The organism is Cellulomonas edaphi (assembly GCF_030362815.1).
GTDB lineage: Bacteria > Actinomycetota > Actinomycetes > Actinomycetales > Cellulomonadaceae > Cellulomonas > Cellulomonas edaphi.
Window position 1 is genome coordinate 1,274,159 of the sequence record NZ_JAUCGR010000001.1, and the last position, 22,720, is coordinate 1,296,878.

Annotated in this window: 15 protein-coding genes and 1 tRNA gene; 11 read left to right on the forward strand and 5 right to left on the reverse strand. The window is 73.2% G+C overall.

Annotation, left to right across the window (positions count from 1 at the left end; all coding sequences use genetic code 11):
* The first annotated feature begins 117 nt into the window (after positions 1-117).
* Positions 118-1,224: an LLM class flavin-dependent oxidoreductase gene (locus QRT05_RS05965; RefSeq protein WP_289446026.1), complete on the forward strand. Its 1,107-nt coding sequence runs from the start codon at positions 118-120 to the stop codon at positions 1,222-1,224.
* Positions 1,225-1,227: 3 nt separating this feature from the next.
* Here the strand turns inward: QRT05_RS05965 and QRT05_RS05970 are convergent, their stop codons facing one another.
* Together QRT05_RS05970 and QRT05_RS05975 are read right to left on the reverse strand one after the other, a co-directional pair.
* Positions 1,228-1,890: a Type 1 glutamine amidotransferase-like domain-containing protein gene (locus tag QRT05_RS05970; protein ID WP_289446027.1), complete on the reverse strand. Its 663-nt coding sequence runs from the start codon at positions 1,888-1,890 to the stop codon at positions 1,228-1,230.
* A 77-nt stretch (positions 1,891-1,967) separates the two neighbouring features.
* Positions 1,968-2,570 carry a PilZ domain-containing protein gene (locus QRT05_RS05975; RefSeq protein ID WP_289446028.1) on the reverse strand — a complete coding sequence of 201 codons (603 nt, stop codon included), beginning with the start codon at positions 2,568-2,570 and terminating at the stop codon, positions 1,968-1,970.
* 230 nt (positions 2,571-2,800) lie between these two features.
* On the opposite strand from QRT05_RS05975, the gene QRT05_RS05980 reads away from it, so the two are divergent.
* Positions 2,801-5,242 carry a putative bifunctional diguanylate cyclase/phosphodiesterase gene (locus QRT05_RS05980; protein WP_289446029.1) on the forward strand — a complete coding sequence of 814 codons (2,442 nt, stop codon included), beginning with the start codon at positions 2,801-2,803 and terminating at the stop codon, positions 5,240-5,242.
* A gap of 30 nt (positions 5,243-5,272) precedes the next feature.
* Here the strand turns inward: QRT05_RS05980 and QRT05_RS05985 are convergent, their stop codons facing one another.
* The 3 genes from QRT05_RS05985 to QRT05_RS05995 all read right to left on the reverse strand — a co-directional run bounded on the left by QRT05_RS05985 (position 5,273) and on the right by QRT05_RS05995 (position 6,708).
* Positions 5,273-5,692 carry a hypothetical protein gene (locus tag QRT05_RS05985; RefSeq protein ID WP_289446030.1) on the reverse strand — a complete coding sequence of 140 codons (420 nt, stop codon included), beginning with the start codon at positions 5,690-5,692 and terminating at the stop codon, positions 5,273-5,275.
* Positions 5,693-5,918: 226 nt separating this feature from the next.
* Positions 5,919-5,991 (reverse strand) — tRNA-Arg (locus QRT05_RS05990).
* Between the two features lie 63 nt (positions 5,992-6,054).
* Complete coding sequence (locus QRT05_RS05995; protein WP_289446031.1) at positions 6,055-6,708, reverse strand: FadR/GntR family transcriptional regulator; 654 nt, start codon at positions 6,706-6,708, stop codon at positions 6,055-6,057.
* Positions 6,709-6,821: 113 nt separating this feature from the next.
* Between QRT05_RS05995 and QRT05_RS06000 the strand changes: the two genes are divergently transcribed.
* The 9 genes from QRT05_RS06000 to QRT05_RS06040 all read left to right on the forward strand — a co-directional run bounded on the left by QRT05_RS06000 (position 6,822) and on the right by QRT05_RS06040 (position 22,335).
* A complete protein-coding gene (locus QRT05_RS06000) occupies positions 6,822-8,117 on the forward strand; it encodes an MFS transporter (protein WP_289446032.1) in 1,296 nt (431 codons plus the stop codon).
* Positions 8,114-9,793: an arginine--tRNA ligase gene (argS, locus tag QRT05_RS06005; protein WP_289446033.1), complete on the forward strand. Its 1,680-nt coding sequence runs from the start codon at positions 8,114-8,116 to the stop codon at positions 9,791-9,793. Before QRT05_RS06000 ends, argS begins: the two co-directional genes overlap by 4 nt.
* Positions 9,790-11,229: a diaminopimelate decarboxylase family protein gene (locus QRT05_RS06010; RefSeq protein ID WP_289446034.1), complete on the forward strand. Its 1,440-nt coding sequence runs from the start codon at positions 9,790-9,792 to the stop codon at positions 11,227-11,229. Before argS ends, QRT05_RS06010 begins: the two co-directional genes overlap by 4 nt.
* A gap of 379 nt (positions 11,230-11,608) precedes the next feature.
* On the forward strand, positions 11,609-14,650 hold the full coding sequence (locus tag QRT05_RS06015) for an Ig-like domain-containing protein (protein ID WP_289446035.1): 3,042 nt from the start codon (positions 11,609-11,611) through the stop codon (positions 14,648-14,650).
* Positions 14,651-14,832: 182 nt separating this feature from the next.
* Positions 14,833-16,128: a homoserine dehydrogenase gene (locus tag QRT05_RS06020; protein ID WP_289446036.1), complete on the forward strand. Its 1,296-nt coding sequence runs from the start codon at positions 14,833-14,835 to the stop codon at positions 16,126-16,128.
* A complete protein-coding gene (gene thrC / locus QRT05_RS06025) occupies positions 16,128-17,198 on the forward strand; it encodes a threonine synthase (protein ID WP_289446037.1) in 1,071 nt (356 codons plus the stop codon). The genes QRT05_RS06020 and thrC overlap by 1 nt, the downstream gene beginning before the upstream one ends.
* 4 nt (positions 17,199-17,202) lie before the next feature.
* Complete coding sequence (gene thrB, locus QRT05_RS06030) at positions 17,203-18,138, forward strand: homoserine kinase (protein WP_289446038.1); 936 nt, start codon at positions 17,203-17,205, stop codon at positions 18,136-18,138.
* 278 nt (positions 18,139-18,416) lie between these two features.
* The gene (rho, locus tag QRT05_RS06035; protein WP_289446039.1) at positions 18,417-20,447 is read left to right on the forward strand and encodes a transcription termination factor Rho; all 2,031 of its coding nucleotides are present in this window, start codon (positions 18,417-18,419) and stop codon (positions 20,445-20,447) included.
* A 181-nt stretch (positions 20,448-20,628) separates the two neighbouring features.
* A complete protein-coding gene (locus QRT05_RS06040) occupies positions 20,629-22,335 on the forward strand; it encodes a hypothetical protein (RefSeq protein ID WP_289446040.1) in 1,707 nt (568 codons plus the stop codon).
* Positions 22,336-22,720 lie beyond the last annotated feature (385 nt).

A 22,720-nucleotide genomic window follows, 5' to 3' on the forward strand; every position in this document is an offset into this window, starting at 1 on the left:
AACCCCGCGCGGCGGGGCGGCGCCCGGGGTCCGCATGGTGAGCAGTCCGCTCGAACCGTTGACCCCGTGCGGGCGGGTTCCTACCTTCCCCAGCACCACCGACCGGAAGGCTTCGACATGCCCGTCGAGTTCCTCGGCATCGCCACCACGAGCGACGCCTCCGAGACCACCGCCCCCACCACGGCGCCCGTCGACCTCGGCTACCTCGAGCGCCTCGTGCGCGCGCACGAGGACAACGGCTGGACCCGGGTGCTGTTCGCCTACGGCTCGGGCGGCCTGGAGCCGTCCGCGCTGGCCGGCTACATCGCTGGGCGGCTCGACACGGTCGAGCTGCTGCTGGCGCACCGACCCAACGTCTCCTACCCGACCTTCGCCGCGAAGACGTTCGCCACGCTCGACCAGGTGTCGCGGGGGCGGCTGTCGGTGCACTTCATCACGGGCGGAAGCGACCACGAGCAGGCACGCGAGGGCGACCGGCTGAGCAAGGACGAGCGGTACGCGCGCACCCGGGAGTACATCCAGATCGTCAAGCAGGCGTGGACCAGCGCCGAGCCGTTCGACCACCACGGCCAGTTCTACGACTTCGACGACTTCGTGCTCGACGCCAAGCCGTTCGAGGGTCGCAGCCCGACGATCTCCTTCGGCGGCTCGTCGGAGGCGGCGTACCGGGTGGGTGCCGCCGAGGCCGACATCTTCGCCGTCTGGGGCGAGCCGCTGGTCAACACCGCGGAGCAGATCGCGCGCATCCACGCGGAGGCAGCTGCCGCCGGACGCACCACGCCGCCGCGCATCCACGCCGCCTTCCGCCCGATCATCGCGCCCACGGAGGAGCTCGCCTGGGAGAAGGCGCACCGCGTGATCGAGCGCATCGAGGCGCGCAAGGCGGCCGCGGGGCCGGCCCTGGCTCGCTTCGCACCGGCCGGGCCGCCGCAGAACGCCGGCTCCCAGCGCCTGCTGGAGATCGCGGCGCAGGGCGAGCGGTTCGACACCGCGCTGTGGACCGCGACCACCAAGGCCACGGGCGGGCTCGGCAACTCCAACGCGCTCGTGGGCACGCCCGAGACCGTCGCGCAGGCGCTCCTCGCGTACTACGACCTCGGCGTGCGGATCGTGTCGGCCCGCGGGTACGACCTGCTCGACGACGCCATCGACTTCGGCCGCTATGTCATCCCGATCGTGAGCGAGGAGGTCGCGAAGCGGGACCGGGAGCGCGCCGCCGCCTGAGCGTCAGGACCCGTACCGCGTCCACTCGCCCTCGGAGACCACCTCGACCACGCCGTCGACGACGGAGATCGCCGTCTGCTCGTCGATGGCGTAGGCCGGGCCGTCGAGGTCCCGCGCCCACTGCTCGGCCGCACTGGGGGTGTTCGTCGGGAACGCGTTGAGGTGCGGGAAGATCGAGAAGTCGACGACTCCGAGGGCCCGGTCGTCGGGTGCGCCTTGCCACTCGACGAAGAGGGGGCCGATCCGCGGCGTCATGACCATGCTGCCCGCGCTGACCCCGACCCACACCGTCTTGGTCAGCGAGGGGAGCAGGTCGGCGAGCCCGGACTCGCGCACCCAGTGGGCGAGGTACGTCGCGTCGCCGCCGTCGACGAGCAGGACGTCCGCGTCGCGCACCCACGGCTCCCAGCGCGCCCGTCCGACGGTGGGCAGCGCGGTGAGCTCGAGCACGCCCAGCGACGCCCAGCCGAGCCCGGTGAAGTGCCGGGAGTCGTGCTCGGCCGCGACGAGCCGGCGCACGGACGCCGGTCCGCAGAGGGGGTGACCCCACTGCGCGGTCGGCACGACGAGCGCGTGGCACTGCTCGACCGGCTTGCCGGTGAGCTCCTCGAGCGCCGCACGGATGCTCGGGTTGGTGACGCCGCCCGAGGTGAGCAGGAGCTTCACGGGTGCCTCCAGGACGCGGGTGTGGTGAGGTCACACATCCTGTACCCCGCCCCCGACACCTGCCCGAGGATCGAGGCTCAGGACTGCAGCCGGGCGCGGCGCTGGGCGCCCTGAGCCCGCATGACGTACCGGAACATGGCGTCGAGGTCGCCGGCCGCGAGCCCGACGAACCGGCAGCCGAACTGGTGCGCGCCGCTCGGGGTCCGTTGCGAGCGCACCACCTCCGCCTGGAGCGACAGCGTGCGGTCGGCCAGCGGGAAGCGGAAAGCGATGCGTTCGGCCACCACGAGCCGCTCCGTCGTGGAGATCCGCATCCCGTGGGCACCGATGTCGAGCACCGTGAACGTCATCGTCCGACGGGAGTCCTCGTCGGCCCCGACGGTTCCCGTGCAGATCTGCGCGATGCGGACGCGCGCCACCTTCCGCTTCTGCAGCATCGACGTGAGCTCGAGCCCCGCGAGCTGGAGCCCGGTGCCTCGTACGGCGGCCACCCAGCCGCTGTATCGGACCTCGCCGCGCACCTCGTCGAGCACGAGGACGGTGACGTCGTCGCCGTCCCGGAAGCTGCCCACCCGTCCGGCCTCCGTGCCGACGGACATCGTCGCGCCGTCGAAGTCAGCGACGTAGCCGTCGAGCACCACGTCGCCGGCGGTGACGGTGCATCGCGCGAGATCGTGCATGGGTGTCCGTTCGGTGGGGGTGGTTGCCTGCGGCGTCGTCGGCCTGGGTCCGCGCACGTCCGATCGGCCCGTGCGAGCCGTTCTTGAGCGGAAGGGCCGTCCGCCCGGGAGGTGTCACCCCCCGCGGCCCTCATGGCCGGGGGAGCGTGACCGATGGGACGGCAGGCCGGGCAGCGGCCGAAGGGGGCACAGCCGTGCCCGCGCCGAGCTCACGACGTCAGGAGGTGCCCATGGCCGCGACTCCGAGCCCGCGCGTCCCTCGTCTCCGGGTGGCGCCCTGGAAGGCGTTCCTCGCCGGCGGGCTCGTGCTGACCGCTGCGGTCATGGTGGTGCCCGGCTGGTGCGGCGAGATCCTGTGGGACGTCGTGGCGGTGCTGGCGGTCGTCGCGATGATCGTGGGGATCCGCCGCCGCCGGCCCGCGAGCGCCGCGGCCTGGTGGTGGCTCGTCGCGGGAACCGCGTGGTGGGCGGCGGTCGACGTGTTCTGGACCGGCTGGTACGTCGTGGTCGGCGACGACGACCTCGTCCCGCTGTGGATCGACGCGGGCTATGCGCTCACCTACCCGCTGCTGACCATCGGCCTGGCCCGGCTGCCGCGGAACTCGCTGCGCAGCAAGCACGAGAGCGCCACGAAGGACGGCCTCGTGGTGGTCGTCGGCATGGCCCTCATGTACTGGGCGGTGGTGTACCGCACGTACGTCGGCACGGACGTGCTCGCCGACGTCGGTCGTCTCATCGCCGTCGTCTCGCTGGCGATGGGCCTGGCCGTGCTGCTCATGGTCGCGCGGCTGTGGTTCCGCTACGGCAACCGGAATGGTGCGTACGCGCTGCTGGGCTACGGCGTCGCGGCGTCGACCCTCGCGGACGTGCTCTACACCGTCACGCTCCTGGGCGACGGCGGGCCGGGGATCTCGCTGCTCGACACTTCGCTCGCCGAGGGCATCGGCAGCGCGAGCTGGCTCGTCTGGTTCGTGCTCTTCGGGACGGCCGCGCTGCACCCGGGCGTCAGGGGAACGCCCGACGCGCTTCCGAGCGTGGGGCTCACGGTCGCGCGGGGCGCGGTCTTCGTCGTCATCTCGACGGTGGGCCCCGTGACGTTCCTGTTCACGTTCCGGCCGGGATCGACCGTCACCATGGCCTGGTCCGACCTCGCGGTGCCGCTGCTCACGGTCACGCTGCTGTCCGCGTTCCTCGTCGGGCGCCTGGTGGTCGGCAACAGCACGGCGCAGCGGCACGCGATCCAGCTGGACCGGCAGAAGGCGGAGCTGTCGCGCGCGCTGCGCGAGCAGAGCGGCCTGCAGCAGCTCCTCATGCACCAGGCGCTGCACGACCCCCTGACCGGGCTGGGCAACCGCGCGTACTTCACCGAGCGGCTCGCGGTGGTCCCACCCGGCGACCGGACCACGCGTGCGGTCCTCATGGTGGACCTCGACGGGTTCAAGGTCGCCAACGACGACCACGGGCACCTGGTCGGCGATGCGCTGCTCGTGCAGGTCGGTGACCGGCTGCGCCAGGTGGTCGCGCAGCCGGACACCATCGCGCGCCTGGGCGGGGACGAGTTCGCCGCCGTGCTGGAGCGCACCAGCGAGCAGGAGGCGACCGCGTTCGCCTGGCGCGTCGTGCACGCCCTGGCCGAGCCGTTCCTGGTGGACGGGCGTCCGCTGCGCATCACCGCGAGCATCGGCGTCCGCCTCCTCGAGGGCGCCACCACCGCGGAGGACGTGCTCCGCGAGGCCGACCTCGCGATGTACGCGGCCAAGGGTGCGGGCAAGAACCAGGTCTGCGTGTTCCACGCCGGCCTGCTGGCCGACCACGTCGGCCGGCTCGAGCTCGCCGAGGGGTTGGGGCACGCGGTCAGCCGGGACGAGATCGTCGTGCAGTTCCAGCCCGTGGTGGCGCTCGACACGCGCCAGGTGATCGCGGTCGAGGCGCTCGCGCGCTGGCACCCTGCGAGCGGCCTGGTCATGCCGGACCAGTTCATCCCCGTCGCGGAGGAGACCGGGCTCATCGTGCCCATCGGCGAGCACGTGCTGCGTCGCGCCTGCCGGGACGCCCGCGCGTGGTACGAGCAGCACGGGGTCGCGCTGCACGTCAACGTCTCCGGACGTCAGCTGCGCCGGCCCGACATCGTGCCCACCGTGCTCGACGCGCTCGCGGACGCGGGCCTGCCACCGCGGGCACTCGTGCTGGAGCTCACCGAGACCACGCTGCTCGGCTCGGGACGACCGGAGACCGCGCTCGTCATCGCGCACCTCGCCGACCTCCGCAGGCACGGGGTCCGCGTCGCGATCGACGACTTCGGCACCGGCTACTCCTCGCTGGCCTACCTGCAGGAGCTGCCGATCGACATCGTGAAGATCGACGGGGCTTTCACTCGGCTCTCGGCCGGCACGGGCCAGGAGGCGCGCCGGCGCCGCGCGCTGGCCGGAGCGATCGTCGACCTGTGCGCGAGTCTCGACCTGCACGCGGTCGCGGAGCAGATCGAGACGGACGAGGAGACGGACGCGCTGCGGGCGCTGGGCTGCCGGCAGGGGCAGGGGTACCTGTTCAGCCGGCCGGTGCCCGCGTCTGAGATCGGTGCGCTGCTGGGCGGCCCGGCTCTCATCCCGTCGCCCGCGCGGCCCCTCGACGACGAGCCCTTGCCCGTGCGCCGCGCGGAGCCCGCGGTCTGAGTGGGGAGTCGCGCCCGGCGTGACGGGCGCTCAGGCGGGCCACAGGTGCAGCAGGTGCTCCTCCGGAGGTTCGACCTGGTACGGGACCTGATGTGTCCTGCCGTGCTCACGCATGTAGACGCGGACGTGCCACGCGCCGGCGCCAGGGGTCAGGGGCTCACCCTGCGGGTCGGCGTCCCAGGTCGTGACCTGCAGGGGGTCGGTGCACGTGACGCGTACCTGGCCCGTCACGTCCCACTCGGTGTCCGGGACCGCGGCGGGCTCGGTCGAGAACACGTGCGCGGAGACGGACACGGGCCCGGACTCGCGGATCGTGGACACCAGGATGATCCCGTCGGCGGCGTTCATCGGCCCGTCTGTCTCGAGCGGCCCCTCGCCGCGGGTGCTCCCGATGAGGCGGTACTGGAAGTACTCGGCCACGACGACGATCGGGGTGACGATCGGTGTCATGGGCGCTCCCACGAGACGACCGAGGTGTCCTGGGCTGGGTCGAGCGTGATCGGATCGTCGTGCTCAGCATTGACGCGCACCGGTGCTCCCTTCTCCCGGGATCAGCATCCAGAACGTGTCGCTCTGCCGCATCTGCTCGTCCCGACAGCACCGTGCCAGCGGGCCACAGATCGTGCACAGACGGCGAAGGCCGCATCGCGCCGAGCGCGGATGCGGCCTTCTGGTGTGCGCCCGAAAGGATTCGAACCTTCGACCTTCTGCTCCGGAGGCAGACGCTCTATCCACTGAGCTACGGGCGCGGGGCACCGGCGTGCGGTGCGGCGACGACATTACCAGCCGTTCAGGGGCCCGCGCCCACGCGCTCAGCCCTTGCCGAGCAGCGCCGACAGGTACAGCGACGTCTCGCGGGCGGCCCCGTCGTCGTCGCCGGCCACGATCGCCTCGACCAGCGCGTCGTGCGAGTCGTGGCCGTGCACGTCGGTCACGAAGTTGAAGCGGATGTTCTCGCCGATGGCATCCAGCAGGTTCTCGTAGAGGGACACCAGCACGGGGTTGCCGCCCGTCCGCACGATGGTGCGGTGCAGCGCCAGGTCGGTGGCGACCATGGCGTCCAGGTCCGCGGCCACGTAGGCGGCGGACCGCTCGTCGCGCCGGGCCAGGAGGGTCGAGGCGTCGGTCGCGGTCCGCCGCCGGGCGGCCAGCCGGGCGGCCTCGACCTCCAGCGCGCGGCGCACCTCCACGACGTCGCGCTGGCGTGCGTCGGCGATGTGGCGGCCCATCGACGCGGCGAGCTCGGAGGCCGACAGCACGTACGTGCCGGACCCCTGACGGCGCTCCAGCAACCCGGCGTGCACCAGCGACTGGACCGCCTCGCGCACCGTGTTGCGCCCGACGCCCAGCAGCTCGACCAGGCGCGGCTCCGGCGGGATGCGCGTGCCGACGGCCCACTCGCCCGCGGCGATGCGGTCGCGCAGCCGGCTGACGGTCGAGTCGATGAGTCCGGTGCGTCGGGGCATGCGGGTTAGGCTCCCTGTCCAGGCATGCGGTGCAGTCAACACCGGCAGGTCAGGCCACCGCCAGACCCCGTCCAGGTCTCTTTCCCGCGCGTGCCGGATCGGGAGTGTCGTTCGTGTCGTCCGTCGTGCCCGCGCCCTGGCGTGGGCGGCTCGTGGTCCTGCTCGGCATCGTCCTGGTGGGGCTCAACCTCCGGATCGCGGTCGCCTCGGTCTCGCCCATCCTCGACCTGGTGCGCGAGGACGTCGCGATGTCCGCCGCCGAGGTGGGCGTGCTCGGCGCGATCCCGGTGATCTCGTTCGCGCTGTTCGGCTCGCTCGCGACGCCGCTGGCACGGCGCTGGGGGCTCGAGCCCGTCATGGTCGCGGCGCTCGTGCTGTCGGCCGTCGGCGAGGTGGCGCGTGCGCTGTCGTCGTCGGCCCCCGCGTTCCTGGGCTGGTCGATGATCGCGCTCGCGGGCATGGGCATGGGGAACGTGCTGCTCCCGCCGCTGGTCAAGCGCTACTTCCCCGACCGGATCGGTGCCGTCACCGCGGCGTACTCGGTCGCGCTGTCGGTCAGCACCGCGATGCCGCCGCTGTTCGCCCTCCCGCTCGCGCAGGCGACCAGCTGGCGCGTGGCCGTCGGGGTGTGGGCCGTGGTGGGCCTCGCGGCCGCGGTCCCGTGGGTCGTCGTGATCGCCCGCTCCGCGGCGGCCCGCGCGCACCTGCGCTCGATCCTGCGCCGCGCGCCTGCGCCCGCCGGTGCGAGCGCGATGGGCCCGGTCGGCGGGGGCGAGGTGCGGGCGGTGTGGCGCTCGCGGCAGGCGTGGGCGATGGCGGTCATGTTCGCCATGAACTCTCTCGGCACCTACGTGGGTTTCGCCTGGCTGCCCACGCTGCTCGCGGACGCCGGGCTCCCGGCCGACGAGGGCGGACGCTGGCTCGCGGTCTTCGCTGTGCTCGGCGCGCCGATGTCGCTGTTCGGGCCCGTGCTCGCGCAGCGCATGCGCAACCCGTACCCGCTGGTCGTGGCGTTCGTCTCCTGCTGGGCCCTGGGGTACCTGGGTCTGTGGGCGAGCCCCGCCGACGGCACCGCCGTGTGGATGGTCCTGCTGGGCATCGGGCCCTCGTCGTTCCCGGTGCTGCTCGCGCTGATCGGCCTGCGCAGCTCGACGGCCGCCACCGCCGTCGCGCTGTCGGGCATGGTGCAGGGCGTCGGGTACGTCATCGCCGGGGTCGGCCCCATCGGCATCGGCCTGCTCTACGAGGCGACCGGCGGGTGGCACGTGCCGATCGCCGTGCTGCTCGGCTGCCTGGTGGTGCTTCTCGTGGCGGCGTGGTTCGCGTGCAAGCCGACCATGATCGGCCCACCGCCCGCCCCCGAGCGCGCGCTCGGCGGCACGAGCACGTCCCCTACCCTTGACGCGTGACTCCCGCTCAGCTCGCCGAGGCCCTCCGGGCCGCCCTGACCGCCGCCGTCGACGACGGCACCTTCGCGCTGGCGCCCGCCGACGTGCCGGCCACGGTGCACCTGGAGCGACCCCGTCAGCGTGAGCACGGCGACTGGGCCACCAACGTGGCGCTCCAGCTGGGCAAGAAGGCCGGCATGAACCCGCGCGCGTTCGCCGAGGAGCTGGCGCGCCGGCTCGGCGCGACCGACGGGATCGCCGCGGTGGAGATCGCCGGACCCGGGTTCCTCAACATCCGGCTCGACGCCGCCGCCGCCGGTGAGCTGGCGCGCTCGGTCGTCGTCGCCGGGACCGACTACGGTCACGGCGAGTCGCTCGCGGGCGTGAACATCAACCTCGAGTTCGTCTCGGCCAACCCCACGGGCCCGCTGCACATCGGCGGCGTGCGCTGGGCGGCCGTCGGCGACAGCCTGGCCCGCGTGCTGCAGGCGGCCGGCGCGAGCGTCACCCGCGAGTACTACTTCAACGACCACGGGGCGCAGATCGACCGGTTCGCGCGCTCGCTGCTCGCCCGCGCCCAGGGCCGCCCCGCGCCCGAGGACGGCTACGGCGGGGAGTACATCACCGAGATCGCCGACCGCGTGATCGCGGACGCCGCGGCCGCCGGCGAGCCCGACCCGCGCACGCTCCCCGACGACGAGGCGACCGAGGCGTTCCGCGCGCGCGGCGTCGAGCTCATGTTCGCCGAGGTCAAGCAGTCGCTGCACGAGTTCGGAGTCGACTTCGACGTGTACTTCCACGAGGACTCGCTGCACGAGTCCGGCGCGGTGGACCGCGCGGTCGCCCGGCTGCGCGAGCTCGGCCACATCTTCGAGGCCGACGGCGCCACCTGGCTGCGCACCACCGACTTCGGTGACGACAAGGACCGCGTCATCATCAAGTCGGACGGTCAGGCCGCGTACATCGCGGGCGACATCGCCTACTACCTGGACAAGCGCGAGCGCGGCTTCGACCGCGTGTTCATCATGCTCGGCGCCGACCACCACGGGTACGTCGGCCGCATGATGGCGGTCTGCGCGGCCTTCGGCGACATCCCGCACGTCAACCTCGAGCTGCTCATCGGCCAGCTGGTCAACCTGGTCAAGGACGGCCAGCCCGTCCGGATGTCCAAGCGCGCCGGCACCGTGGTGACCATGGAGGACCTCGTCGACGCCGTGGGCGTGGACGCCGCCCGGTACGCCCTGTCTCGCTCGTCGGCCGACTCCCAGATCGACCTCGACCTGGACCTGCTGGCCAAGGCGACCAACGAGAACCCCGTGTTCTACGTGCAGTACGCGCATGCCCGCACCGTCAACGTGGCCCGCAACGCGGGCGACGCCGGCGTGCGGCGCGAGGATGGCTTCGACGCCTCGCTGCTCGACCACGAGACCGAGGCCGTCCTGCTCGGCCAGATCGCGGAGCTGCCGCGGATCGTGGCGCAGGCGGCCGACCTGCGCGAGCCGCACCGCGTCGCGCGCTACCTCGAGGAGCTGGCCGGGGCGTACCACAAGTGGTACGACCAGCGCCGCGTCACGCCGTTCGGCGACGAGGAGGTCAGCGACGTGCACCGCACCCGGCTGTGGCTCAACGACGCCACGCGGCAGGTGCTCGCCAACGGCCTCGGCCTGCTCGGCGTGTCCGCGCCGGAGCGGATGTGACGCTGGGCGAGCCCTGGTCGCGCGGGGTCAGCCGCGACGAGTCCGGCGTGGTGGCGGTCGCGGGCGTGGGCGTGCACGACCTCGCGGCGCAGCACGGCACCCCGGCGTACGTGCTCGACGAGGCGGACCTGCGCCAGCGCGCCGCGGGCTACCGCCGCGCGTTCGGGTCGGCGTTCGCCGAGATCGGCGCGGGCGTCGACGTGTACTACGCCGGCAAGGCGTTCCTGTCCCTGGCGGTCGCCCGCTGGGTGCACGAGGAAGGGCTGCGCGTGGACACCGCCACGGGCGGCGAGCTCGCCATCGCGCTGCGCGCCGGCGTGCCCGGGGCGCACATCGGGCTGCACGGCAACAACAAGTCCGACGACGAGATCGTCACGGCGCTGGAGGCGGGCGTCGGCCGGATCATCGTCGACTCGCTCGTCGAGATCGACCGGGTCGCCGCCCTCGCCGGCGCGCGCGGGCTCGTCGCGCCCGTCATGGTCCGCGTGACCACCGGCGTGCACGCGGGCGGCCACGAGTACATCTCGACCGCCCACGAGGACCAGAAGTTCGGGCTCTCGGTCGCCGCTGGGCAGCCTTCCGCCCGCTCGGCGGGAACAACGCTGCCCGCGGACGTCGCGCCGGACGAGCGGCCCGCCGGGCGCGCCGGTGCGCGCGACGCGCTGCCCGACAGCCCGGCGATGACCGCGCTGCTGCGGGCCGTCGAGCGTCCCGAGCTGCACCTGCTCGGCATCCACTCGCACATCGGCTCGCAGATCCTGGACCCCACCGGGTTCGAGGTCGCGGCCCGCGTGGTGCTCACCCTGCGCGCACAGCTGGCCGAGCGCACCGGCGTGCTCGTCGACGAGGTGGACCTGGGCGGCGGCTACGGCATCGCCTACCTGCCCGGCGAGGTGGCGCTCGACCCCGACCGGATCGCCAAGGACGTGGCCGCCTCCGTCGCGGCCAGCGCCGCCGATGTCGGCACCCCGCTGCCGCGCTTCTCGATCGAGCCGGGCCGCGCCATCGTCGGCCCGGCGGGCATGACGCTCTACACCGTCGGCACGGTCAAGCCGGTCCGGATCGACGACGGCCGCACGCGCACCTACGTGTCGGTGGACGGCGGCATGAGCGACAACATCCGGCCCGCGCTGTACGGCGCGCAGTACCACGCGGAGATCGTCGGCCGACGCTCGGACGCGGAGCCCGTGCTGGCCCGCGTGGTCGGCAAGCACTGCGAGTCGGGCGACATCGTGGTGCACGAGGTCCAGCTCCCCGGTGACGTGCGCGCCGGCGATCTGCTCGCCGTCGCGGCGACCGGCGCCTACGGGCGGTCGATGGCCTCCAACTACAATCAGGTGCCGCGCCCGCCGGTGGTCGCCGTGAACGCGGGCGCCTCCCGCGTGCTGCTGCGCCGGGAGACCGTCGAGGACCTGCTCGCGCTCGACCAGGGCTGACCCGCCGGGCCTCGGCCCGGGGCCAACCGCCCCTCCCGCAACGCCTCTGCGCTCGCGCAGCGTCCCTTCGTCGACCCCGGTCACCGGTGCCCGCGGGGTCCGCGTGCCGCCGATCGGGTGACCCCGCCCGTTTTGGGCATCTCACCCGCCGAGACTGCGCGCGCTTTCGAGTGAAGCCGACGGGCCGCGTCGCGGCGCCCGCGTGCCCGAATGTGCCGAGTCCTTCCGTAATGCGGCCAACCCCGGCAGGGATGTGACCCAGATCACACAGCGCTTTCCTCAGAGTTCGACCAAATCGGCCGACGCGGCGAGATCCGCCGTCCCTAGGTTGCTCCCGCTAACTGAGCAGGACCTTCGTCCCACCTGGAGAGGCCCCTTCATGCATGCACCTCGGACGGCCACCGGCCGTCGCCGTGCGGCGACCGTCGCCGCATCGATCGTCGTCGCGCTCGGCGCGACCACCCTGTCGGCCATGCCGGCGCTGGCGGACGAGACGACCTCCGTGGTCTCCGAGTCGCTGTCGTCCTGGTACCTCGGCGAGACCCGCAGCGCCGGCCACAACGTCCTCGTCGGCGCCGGTCTGCACGTCTGGACCGACCCGAGCGACAACGGCAACCAGCAGTCCAAGGCGGCCGCGTACCGCGCCATCTCGGTGCCGCTCGCCGACCTCGGTGAGCCGTCGATCGACTTCGCGAGCTACAGCGGCGTCCGTCCGAGCATCCAGCTGGGCGTCGACAAGGACGGCAACGGCACCTGGGACGGCTACGTCGTCGGCGAGCCGTGGGCGTACGGCGACGGCAACTGGTGGTCCTCGAAGAGCTTCGGCATCGCTTCCGGTGCCGGCTACACCAGCTTCGGGACGCTCGCGCAGTTCAGCGCCGCGAACCCGGACGCCGTCGTCACGAGCTTCGGCTACAGCCTCGGCTCCGGCGTCGTCGGTGACGCCGTGATCAGCAAGATCTCGGTCGCGAACGTGGACTACACCTTCCGCCTGCCGACGACCCAGCCGTGCACGACGACGGCCCGGGCCCTGGTGTCCACCGAGAAGTCGCCGCGTGGCTGGGACTTCTCGCAGTCCGGCACCGGGGGCTCCAGCACGTACGTGGCGGACGGGTTGCGGGTCGCCACCGTCGCGCCGCAGGGCAGCCAGAGCAAGGCCGCCGGCTACGTCGCCACGAGCTTCGCGCTCAAGGACGCCGGCGTGCCGACGATGGACTACACGTCCCACTCGGGCGAGCGCCCCGGTCTCCAGATGACGATCTCGCTCGACGGCGCCTGGAACGGCAACCTCGTCTACGAGCCCCTGTTCGACAGGTGGTGGGGCACCCGGGCCATCCCCGGGGTCCCCGCGGGTCCCAACCCGGGCTACCAGAAGGCCTTCGGGACGCTCGACGAGATCCTTGCCGGGTCGCAGGGGCACGAGATCCGCGTCATCGCCGTCGGGTACTCGCTCGGCGCGAACGCCATCGGCGACGCGACGATCCACTCGATCACCGCGGGCTGCACGACGTACACCTTCAGCGCGCAGAAGTACCCGACCGCCTTCGAGCCGATCACGCGCGCCGACGTTGCCACGGAGCGGAACACCCGCGGGTGGGTCGCCGGTGGTGCCGGCCAGGTCGAGTACGTCGACGGCGGCGTCAAGCTGTCCGTCCCGGGCGACTGGGCCGAGGCGTGGATCGAGCACGACTACGACGGCGACCTGGCCTCGCTGGGTGACGTCGTGGACTTCGCCGCGAGCTCCGAGCAGTTCGTGGGCCTCCACGTGCTGACGGCGAAGGGCGAGATCACGTTCGAGAAGGACGCGTCCTACGCCGGCAAGTGGTGGAGCACGTCCGACTTCGGTGTGGACAGCAGCTGGTACCCGTCCTTCGCGACGCTCGACGACTTCGTGACCGCGAACCCCGGCCTGCAGGTCTCCAAGGTCCGCCTCCTCTACACCAACGCGGTCGAGGCCTCGACGGTCATCGCCAGCGCCACGTTCGGCGGCGTCACGCACGCGTTCACCGCGGCGGCCACGTCCAGCATCAGCGCATCGGCTCCCGCCGTGCGCGTCGGCACCGCCGGCGAGCTCGCCGTGCACGTCGACGGTGGCGCCTCGATCCCGACGGGTGCCGTCACGGTCACCGGCGCGTGGACCGCGTCGGCCGACCTGGTCGCCGGTCGCGCCACGCTCACGGTCCCGTCGTCGCTGCCTGCCGGCAGCCACGTGGTCACGCTGAGCTACACCGGCGACGACGCCACGAAGCCGTCGACCGCGACCATGACGGTCGAGGTCGTCAAGTACGTCGGACTCCTCGCGGCGGTGGGTGGCACGGTCCAGCAGGGCGACACCTTCGCCCTCCCGGTCGTCGTGATGGCGCCGGGTGCCGGCTCCACCGCGGGACACGTGACCGTCACGGACGGCGCGACGGTCGTCGGTCAGGGCGAGATCGTCGACGGCCAGGTCACCGTCCCCGTGTCGGGCCTGCCGCTCGGGACCCGCACCCTGGACATCGCCTACGCCGGCAACGCCCAGGTCGCGGAGGCGACGACCACGGCCCAGGTCGTCGTGACGGCCAAGCCCGTACCCCCGGTGGTGACGTACGCGTCGTACGTGTTCGCCCCCGACGCCACGGGCTCGGCGAACAAGAGCGGCAACCTGCCAGTGCAGGTCATCGTCCCGGGCGCCTCGGCGGCCGGCACGGTCACCGTCACCGAGGGCGCGCGCGTCCTCGCCACGGCGACCCTGACGTCCGGCAAGGCGTCGGTCACGCTGCCCGCGCTCACGGCGGGCACGCACGCGGTGACGGTGCGCTTCACGCCGTCGACCACGTCGGTCGCGGGCTCCACCACGACGGCGAAGCTGGTCGTGGCCAAGGCTGCCGCCACGATCGCGGCGACCTGGCCGGCGTCGGCCACGTACGGCCGGTCCGCGACCGTCTCGGTCAAGGTCTTGGCGGCGAACGGCCTGAAGGCGACCGGGAAGGTGGAGATCCGGGAGGGCGCCACGGTGCTCAAGCGGGTGACCCTCGTCAACGGCGCCGCGACGGCTGTGCTGCCGAAGAAGCTGGCGGCGGGCTCGCACAGGCTGACGGCCGTCTACCTCGGCACGTCGCAGATCGCGTCGGCCTCGGCGAGCAGGACGGTCAAGGTCGCCAAGGCGGCCTCGAAGGTCACCTACGTCCTCGGCGCGCAGCGCTCCGTGCTCGTGAAGGTCTCGGTCGCCGGCGTGTCGGAGACCGGCACCGTGCGGCTGGTCGTGGACCCGGTCGCCAAGGGCGCCAAGACTCTCACGGTGGCGGCCACCCTCACGGGGGGCAGGGCGAAGCTCGTGCTGCCGCGCATCGTGCCCGGTGCGTACAAGGTGTCCGTGACGTACCTCGGCACCAAGGACGTCAGGTCCTCGCGGTCGGACGTGCGGACGCTGAACCTGCGCTGAGCGCGGGCGGCCCCAGTCCGCATGCCGTCGTGACGAGCGGGGCGCTCCGGGTGATCCCGGGGCGCCCCGCTCCGCGTCTGGAGGCTGCCGGACGCACGGCGGCGGACACCCGCGCTCGGCGGCCCGTTGCGCCCCTATCCTGTGGCTCAGTCAACCCCTGATCGTCCGTGGAGGTCTCGCTCGTGCCCGACAAGCTGAAGGTCGCGCTGCTGGGCTGCGGCGTGGTCGGCACCCAGGTCGCCCGGCTGCTCACCGAGCAGGCCGACGACCTCGGCGCCCGCGTCGGCGCCCCGCTCGACCTCGTGGGCGTCGCGGTCCGCGACCTGTCGGTCCCGCGCGAGGGCGTGGACCCCGCGCTGCTGACCACCAACGCCGAGGCGCTGGTCGCCGGGGCGGACGTGGTCGTCGAGGTCATGGGTGGCATCGAGCCCGCGCGCTCCCTGATCCTGCGGGCCATCGAGCACGGGGCGTCCGTGGTCACCGCCAACAAGGCGCTGCTCGCCCAGGACGGACCCACGCTCTACGCGGCGGCCGACGCGGCGGGCGTCGACCTGTACTTCGAGGCGGCCGTCGCCGGCGCCATCCCGATCGTGCGGCCGGTGCGCGAGTCGCTGGCGGGGGACACCGTCCGCCGCGTGCTGGGCATCGTCAACGGCACCACCAACTACGTGCTCGACAGGATGGCCACCGACGGCCTCGATCTCGACCAGGCGGTCAAGGAGGCCCAGGCGCTCGGCTACGCCGAGGCCGACCCGACGGCCGACGTCGAGGGGTTCGACGCCGCCGCCAAGGCCGCGATCCTCGCCTCGCTCGCGTTCCACACCCGGGTCTCGATCGACGACGTGCAGCGCGAGGGCATCACGTCGCTCACCGCCGACGACGTCGCGTGGGCGGCCGGCACCGGGCACGTGATCAAGCTCCTCGCGATCGCCGAGCGCAACACCGCCGACGACGGCACCGAGGGCATCCAGGTGCGCGTGCACCCGGCGCTCGTGCCGGCGGACCACCCGCTCGCCGGCGTGCACGGCGCGTTCAACGCGGTCTTCGTCGAGGCCGAGGCCGCGGGCGAGCTCATGTTCTACGGCCGCGGCGCGGGCGGCGCCCCGACCGCGTCGGCGATCCTGGGCGACGTCGTCTCCGTGGCCCGCCATCGGGTGCTCGGCGGCCGCGGGCCCGTGGAGTCGTCCTACGCCGACCTGCCGGTGCTGCCCGCGGCGGCAGCCCGGACGCGCTACCAGGTGCGGCTCGAGGTGCGCGACCAGCCGGGTGTCCTGGCCCAGGTCGCCGCCGAGCTGGCCGAGCACGGCGTGTCCATCGAGGCCGTCCGCCAGACCGCAGCGCCCGACGCGGACGTCGCGCGCCTGCTCATCACGACGCACGCCGCCAGCGAGCAGGCGCTCGCGGGCACGGTCGAGGCCATCGGTGGCCTCGACGTGGTGCGCGCCGTCGTGTCCGTCCTGCGAGTCGAGGGAGCCTGATGGCCCACCAGTGGCGCGGTGTCATCACCGAGTACGCCGACTTCCTGCCCGAGCACCTCACGACGCACGTCGTCACCCTGGGCGAGGGCGGTACGCCGCTCGTGCCCGCGCCCGCGCTCTCGCAGCGCGTCGGTGCCGACGTCTACGTCAAGGTCGAGGGCATGAACCCGACGGGGTCGTTCAAGGACCGTGGCATGACGGCCGCCATCTCCGCGGCCGCCGCGCGCGGCGCCAAGGCGGTCGTCTGCGCGTCGACGGGCAACACCTCGGCCTCCGCGGCCGCCTACGCGACGCGCGCGGGCATGGTGTGCGCGGTGCTGGTGCCGGACGGCAAGATCGCGATGGGCAAGCTCAGCCAGGCCGTGGCGCACGGCGCCACGCTGCTGCAGGTCGACGGCAACTTCGACGACTGCCTCGTGGCTGCGCGCAAGCTCGCCGAGGCCTACCCGGTCGAGCTGGTCAACTCGGTGAACCCGGACCGCATCGAGGGGCAGAAGACCGGCGCCTTCGAGATCGTCGACGCACTCGGTGACGCTCCGGACATCTTCGTGCTGCCCGTCGGGAACGCCGGCAACATCACGGCGTACTGGAAGGGCTTCACGGAGTACGCGGCCGCGGGGCTCGCCACCAGGACCCCGGTGGTGTGGGGCTTCCAGGCCGCGGGCGCCGCGCCCATCGTGCGCGGCTTCCCGATCGACGAGCCGGAGACCATCGCCACCGCCATCCGCATCGGCAACCCGGCCTCGTGGCCGCAGGCCGAGCGCGCGCGCGACGAGTCGGGCGGCCTGATCGAGGCCGTGACGGACGAGCAGATCCTGGTGGCTCACCGCGTGCTGTCCGCGGACGTCGGCGTGTTCGTCGAGCCCGCCTCCGCGGCGGGCGTCGCGGGCCTGCTCGCGCTGTCCGAGGCCGGGCGCGTGCCGTCCGGTGCGCGCATCGTCATCACGGTGACGGGCCACGGGCTCAAGGACCCGCAGTGGGCGCTGCGCACGCCCGCGGGCGACGAGGTGCAGCCCGTGCGGGTCACCGCGGACGTGGTGTCCATCGCCACCGCGCTCGGCCTGGACTGACCCGGTGCGCCTCGGTGCGGACCGCGTCCGCGTGCGCGTGCCCGCCACCAGCGCCAATCTCGGGCCGGGGTTCGACGCGCTCGGCCTCGCGCTCGGGCTCTACGACGAGCTCGACGTGCGGCTGGTGGGCTCGTCCGAGGTGCGTGTGGACGTCACCGGTGAGGGCGCGGACGACGTGCCCGGCGACGAGAGCCATCTCGTCGTCCAGGCCCTGCGTGCGGCGCTCGACCTGGTCGGTGCCTCGCAGGCCGGCCTGCACCTGGTGTGCCACAACCGCATCCCGCACGGCCGCGGTCTCGGCTCGTCGGCGGCGGCCGTGGTCGCGGGGATCGCCGCCGCACGCGGGCTCGTCGCGGACGCCGAGGCGCTGTCCGACGACGTCGCGCTCGGGCTCGCGAGCCAGATGGAGGGGCACCCGGACAATGCCGCCCCGGCCATCTACGGAGGAGCGACGGTGGCCTGGACCGCGGGCGCCCGCACCGGTGCCGCGCCGCTGGCCGTCCACCCCGACATCGTCCCCGTGGCCATCGTCCCGCCGACGCGCCTGTCGACGTCGTCGGCCCGCGGCGTGCTGCCGGCGACCGTGCCCCACCAGGACGCGGCCTTCCAGGCGGGCCGGGCGGCCCTCCTGGTCGAGGCGCTGGGCCGACGGCCGGACCTGCTGCTCGACGCGACCGCCGACCGCCTGCACCAGGACTACCGGCGATCGGTGATGCCGCACTCGCTGGCCCTCGTGGACGCGCTGCGGGCGGCAGGGGTGGCCGCGGTCGTCTCGGGCGCGGGGCCCACGGTCCTCGCCCTGGCACGCCGGACCGCGCAGGGCACCGATGCCGACGAGGCCATCGCGACCGCGTTCGGCCCGAGCATGGGCGGGTGGCGCGTGCTCGTCCTGCCGGTCGACACCGACGGTGTTCAGGTGGTGCGCGTCCCGAGCGGGTGAAGTGCGGACATGGGGGTCATGCGGGTCGGTGCGCAGGTCGACAGTGGTAAGATCGGCGAGTTCCCCGGATCGCATCCTCCGGCCGCCGTGCCGGGACAGCCGGCCGGACTCACGCGAGATCCGGTCACCCGGGAGCACCCCAGCCCGCGTGCACAGGACGTCACGGACGTCGTCGTACGTCGCACGCGAGGCTTCCATCTCCGTCTCGGTCGCTCGACCGGACACCGGCCGACACCCGCACCGCGGGTCGCGGCCACCGACGAGGGGAAAGGTCCTTCGTGACAGACACCATCGATCCCGCCGTGAGCACCTCCGGCGGATCCACGCAGTCGTCGATCTCGGCGCTGCGCCTTCCCGAGCTCCAGGCGATGGCCGCCGGCCTCGGCGTCAAGGGCACCTCCAAGATGCGCAAGGGCGATCTGGTGGAGGCGATCGCCGCCGCCAAGGGCGGAAGCCGGACGCGCGCGCTCGACAGCCGCCGTGAGCAGGCCGTCGCCGTCGCCGAGCAGCCCGAGGCCGCGGCCGCTCCCGCCCGTCGCCGCGCCACGCGCGTCGCCGCCGAGGCAGTGCCGGCCTCCGCGCCCCTGGCGCCGACGGTGCCCGCGCAGAACCCGCCCGTCGACGGTGCCGTGACGGCCCGTCAGCCCGACGCGCTCGCCGGCCTCGAGGCCGCGCTGGACGCGAAGCTGGGGCACGACAACCGCGCGTCCGAGCACCGCACCGAGGACGACCGCGCTGCCCGCGCGGCCGAGGCCGTGGGCGCCGTGACGGGCGAGCGCCGCTCGCGCCGTTCGGGTCGCGGCTCGGGCGCGCCGCAGACCGGCGACGAGCAGGGTGACGCGCAGCGCTCGGGTGAGCAGCGCCAGCAGGACGGTCAGCGTCAGCAGGGCGGTCAGCCCCGGCAGGGCGGCGAGCAGGGCCAGGGCAACCAGGCCGGCGGTCGCCAGCAGAACCGGCAGCAGAACCCGGCGGGCCAGAACGGCCAGAACCCGCAGAGCGAGCTGGACGAGGAGTCCGGCGGCCGCCGTCGTCGTTCGCGCGACCGCTACCGCGACCGTGACCGCAAGCGCGGCCGCAGCCGCACGGGCGCCCCGGACCTGTCCGGGCTCGACGACATCGAGGTCACCGACGACGACGTGCTGCTGCCCGTCGCCGGCATCCTCGACATCCTCGAGAGCTACGCGTTCGTCCGGACCACGGGCTACCTGCCCGGCCCGGGTGACGTCTACGTCTCGCTGAACCAGGTCAAGAAGTCCGGCCTGCGCCGCGGCGACGCCATCACCGGCGCCGTGCGCCAGCCGCGCGAGGGCGACCTCGCGCAGCAGGGCAACCGTCCCAGCAAGGTCAACGCGCTCGTGCGCCTCGACTCGGTGAACGGCCTGGACCCCGAGCAGGCGCGCACGCGCCCGGAGTTCAGCAAGCTGACCCCGCTCTACCCGCAGGAGCGCCTGCGGCTCGAGACCGAGGCCACTCGCCTGACGCCGCGCGTGATCGACATCGTCGCGCCCATCGGCAAGGGCCAGCGCGGCCTCATCGTCGCGCCGCCCAAGGCGGGCAAGACGATCATCATGCAGCAGATCGCCAACGCCATCGCGATCAACAACCCCGAGGTCCACCTCATGGTCGTGCTCGTCGACGAGCGCCCCGAAGAGGTCACGGACATGGAGCGCACCGTCAAGGGCGAGGTCATCGCCTCGACCTTCGACCGCCCGGCCTCCGACCACACGATGGTCGCGGAGCTGGCCATCGAGCGGGCCAAGCGCCTGGTCGAGCTGGGCCAGGACGTCGTGGTGCTGCTCGACTCGCTGACGCGCCTCTCGCGGGCCTACAACCTCGCGGCTCCGGCCTCGGGCCGCATCCTGTCCGGTGGCGTCGACGCCTCCGCGCTCTACCCGCCCAAGCGGTTCTTCGGAGCGGCGCGCAACATCGAGAACGGTGGCTCGCTCACCATCCTCGCGTCCGCCCTGGTCGAGACCGGTTCGAAGATGGACGAGGTCATCTTCGAGGAGTTCAAGGGCACCGGGAACATGGAGCTGCGACTGTCCCGCTCGCTCGCGGACAAGCGCATCTTCCCGGCGGTCGACGTCAACGCGTCGAGCACCCGCCGTGAGGAGGTCCTGCTCTCGCACGACGAGCTGCGGATCGTCTACAAGCTGCGCCGCGTGATGGGCGCGCTGGACCAGACGCAGGCCATCGAGCTGCTGCTGAACAAGCTCCGCGAGACCAAGTCGAACGTCGAGTTCCTGCTCCAGGTGCAGAAGACGACGCCGGGCAGCTGGGGCGACGAGAACGCGGGCAAGACGGTCTGATCCCAGGCGCACGCACGACCGACGGCCCCGGCTCCCACTCGGAGCGCGGGGCCGTCGTCGTCGAGCGGCGCCCCGCTGGGCCGCTCGGGTGCATCTGCGCCGAACCACGACCGGCGGCCTTGCCGCGCGGATATCGTTCGCGTGCGTCCGTTCCGGACAGCGCCGGACGACAGGGGACCCGATGCGCCGCGCCACCGCCTGCACCGCCACGATCGCGGCTGCAGCGATCCTCCTCTCCGGCGCGACGGTCGCCGTCGCGGACCCGCCCCCCTCGGTGCCGAACCTCGGCCGCGTCGTTCGTGGCCCGGACACCTTGCTGATGATCTCCCTGCCGCGCCCCCACGCCGCCAAGCACGGCACCGCGCCCACCTCGTGGGACTTCGACGGGGACGGTGTCGACGATCTGGCCCTCACCGCAGACACCAGCCTGGCGGATTCGGTGTACGACGTCGTCGGCGACGTGATGATCGACGGATCGGTGGTCGTCACGTACTCCTCGGTGCCCCGCGAGGACGTGCTGGGGTCCGCCTGGCCGGCGACGAGGACGAGTGGAGCGATCACCTTCGGCACGGCGCTGACCGCAGGCGACTTCGACGGCGACGGGTACGACGACCTCGCGATCGGAGACGCCGACGACTCTGTCGACGGGCGTCAGGCCCACGAGGGTGCCGGTGCGGTGTGGATCGTCCCGGGGTCGGCCGCGGGGTTGCAGCTCGCCCGATCGAGACGGGTCACCCAGGACAGCGCAGGCGTGCCGGGCAAGGCGGAGCGGGCCGACTGGTTCGGTTTCTCGGTCGCCGCGGGCGACGTGGATGCCGACGGGTACGACGACCTGGCGGTGGGTGCCCCGAACGAGTCCGTGGGGCGACTGGCCGGGGCCGGAGCGGTCACCGTGCTGCTCGGCGGGCCCCGCGGCCTGTCCGGCAGGGGCGCCCGCACCATCACTCAGAACACGGCCGGCCTACCGGGTGCGGCTGAGCGGGGTGATGAGTTCGGCTGGTCGGTCGCGATCGGGCGGGTCGGCAAGGACCGCTTCGCGGACGTCGTGATCGGGGCTCCCCGGGAGAACTTCTCGGGCAACACGCTCGTCTTCTGCGCCGACTGCACGGACGGCACGGGCGGCCTGACCGTGCTGCGCGGCTCGTCGCGCGGAGTGACGACCGCGGGAGCGGTCACCGTGGGGGGTCGCGCGCTCGCCAAGCACGCGAAGGCGAGCGGGACCATGCCGGACGGCACCTTCCTGTGGAGGCTGGGCGAGAGCGTCGCGATCGGCGACCTCGACGGCGACTCCTTCGGCGACGTCGTCGTGGGGGATGGCGCCGCGCAGGTCGGCGGCTCGATCGGGCCCGGGGCGGTGATCGCGGTGAGCGGCGGCCGCTCGACCGTCGACATCACGCGCGTCCGCGTCGTGAACCGGGCATCTGCGCACGTCAGCTACGGCCCGCAGACCGACGAGAACTTCGGCGCGGCCGTCGCGGTCGGTGATCTGACCGGCGACGGCCGCGCAGACGTCGTCGTGGGTTCGCGGCGCGCCGTCGGTGGCAAGGAGGGAGCCGGAGCCGTGACGATCCTGCGGGGCTCGAAGGCGGGCCTGACGGGCTCAGGATCGACCACCTTCACGCAGGCCGGCGCGCTGGTGCCCGGTGCACCCGAGACCGCCGATGCTTTCGGGGGCTCGGTCCGGATCCTCTCGACGGACGGGACCGGGCGCCCCGAGCTGCTCGTCGCTTCCGAGGACGAGTCGCTCGCACACACGTGGTCCACCGGCATGGTGTCGACGTTCAGCGTCGGCAGGGCATCGGTGAAGCTGCGCGCGAACGTGAGCGCCCTCGCGTTCACGCAGGCCGACTGGGTGCCCTGGATCCACCGCGTCCGGCTGGCGCGCTGATCAGGCGCACGCCCGGGCAGGTCGGCCACGGGTTCGGGCTGACGCGCCGCGGAACCGAGCCTCAGAGCACGCGCGGATGGAACAGCTCGGCGGCTGCCATGGGCGCCGTGCGACGCCGCCAACGCTGGACGAACGTGCGTCGATGGCCGCAGCGCACGCAGGTGAACGAGCGGTCGAGATGGGTTCCGGGTTCGGGCGTCCGTCCGTCGGGGTCTCCGCGGTAGACGTGCAGGCACACCGTCATTGGTGCTCACTCCTCATCAGTGGGTGGCTCCATCATCCTCGTCGCGCCTACTCCGGGTGCGTCCGGGCGAGGTGAGACCCTCTCGAGTCCACAATGTGAGATTTCCTGGACCGGTGCGCCCTTGACCTGGGCGGATGCATG

Excerpts from the sequence above, each read along its gene's own strand:
- QRT05_RS06015 (WP_289446035.1), top strand. The coding sequence starts at position 11,609 with ATGCATGCACCTCGGACGGCCACCGGCCGTCGCCGTGCGGCGACCGTC.
- QRT05_RS05995 (WP_289446031.1), bottom strand. The coding sequence starts at position 6,708 with ATGCCCCGACGCACCGGACTCATCGACTCGACCGTCAGCCGGCTGCGC.
- QRT05_RS06040 (WP_289446040.1), top strand. The coding sequence starts at position 20,629 with ATGCGCCGCGCCACCGCCTGCACCGCCACGATCGCGGCTGCAGCGATC.
- QRT05_RS05975 (WP_289446028.1), bottom strand. The coding sequence starts at position 2,570 with ATGCACGATCTCGCGCGATGCACCGTCACCGCCGGCGACGTGGTGCTC.
- QRT05_RS05980 (WP_289446029.1), top strand. The coding sequence starts at position 2,801 with ATGGCCGCGACTCCGAGCCCGCGCGTCCCTCGTCTCCGGGTGGCGCCC.
- QRT05_RS05965 (WP_289446026.1), top strand. The coding sequence starts at position 118 with ATGCCCGTCGAGTTCCTCGGCATCGCCACCACGAGCGACGCCTCCGAG.
- QRT05_RS05985 (WP_289446030.1), bottom strand. The coding sequence starts at position 5,692 with ATGACACCGATCGTCACCCCGATCGTCGTCGTGGCCGAGTACTTCCAG.
- thrC (WP_289446037.1), top strand. The coding sequence starts at position 16,128 with ATGGCCCACCAGTGGCGCGGTGTCATCACCGAGTACGCCGACTTCCTG.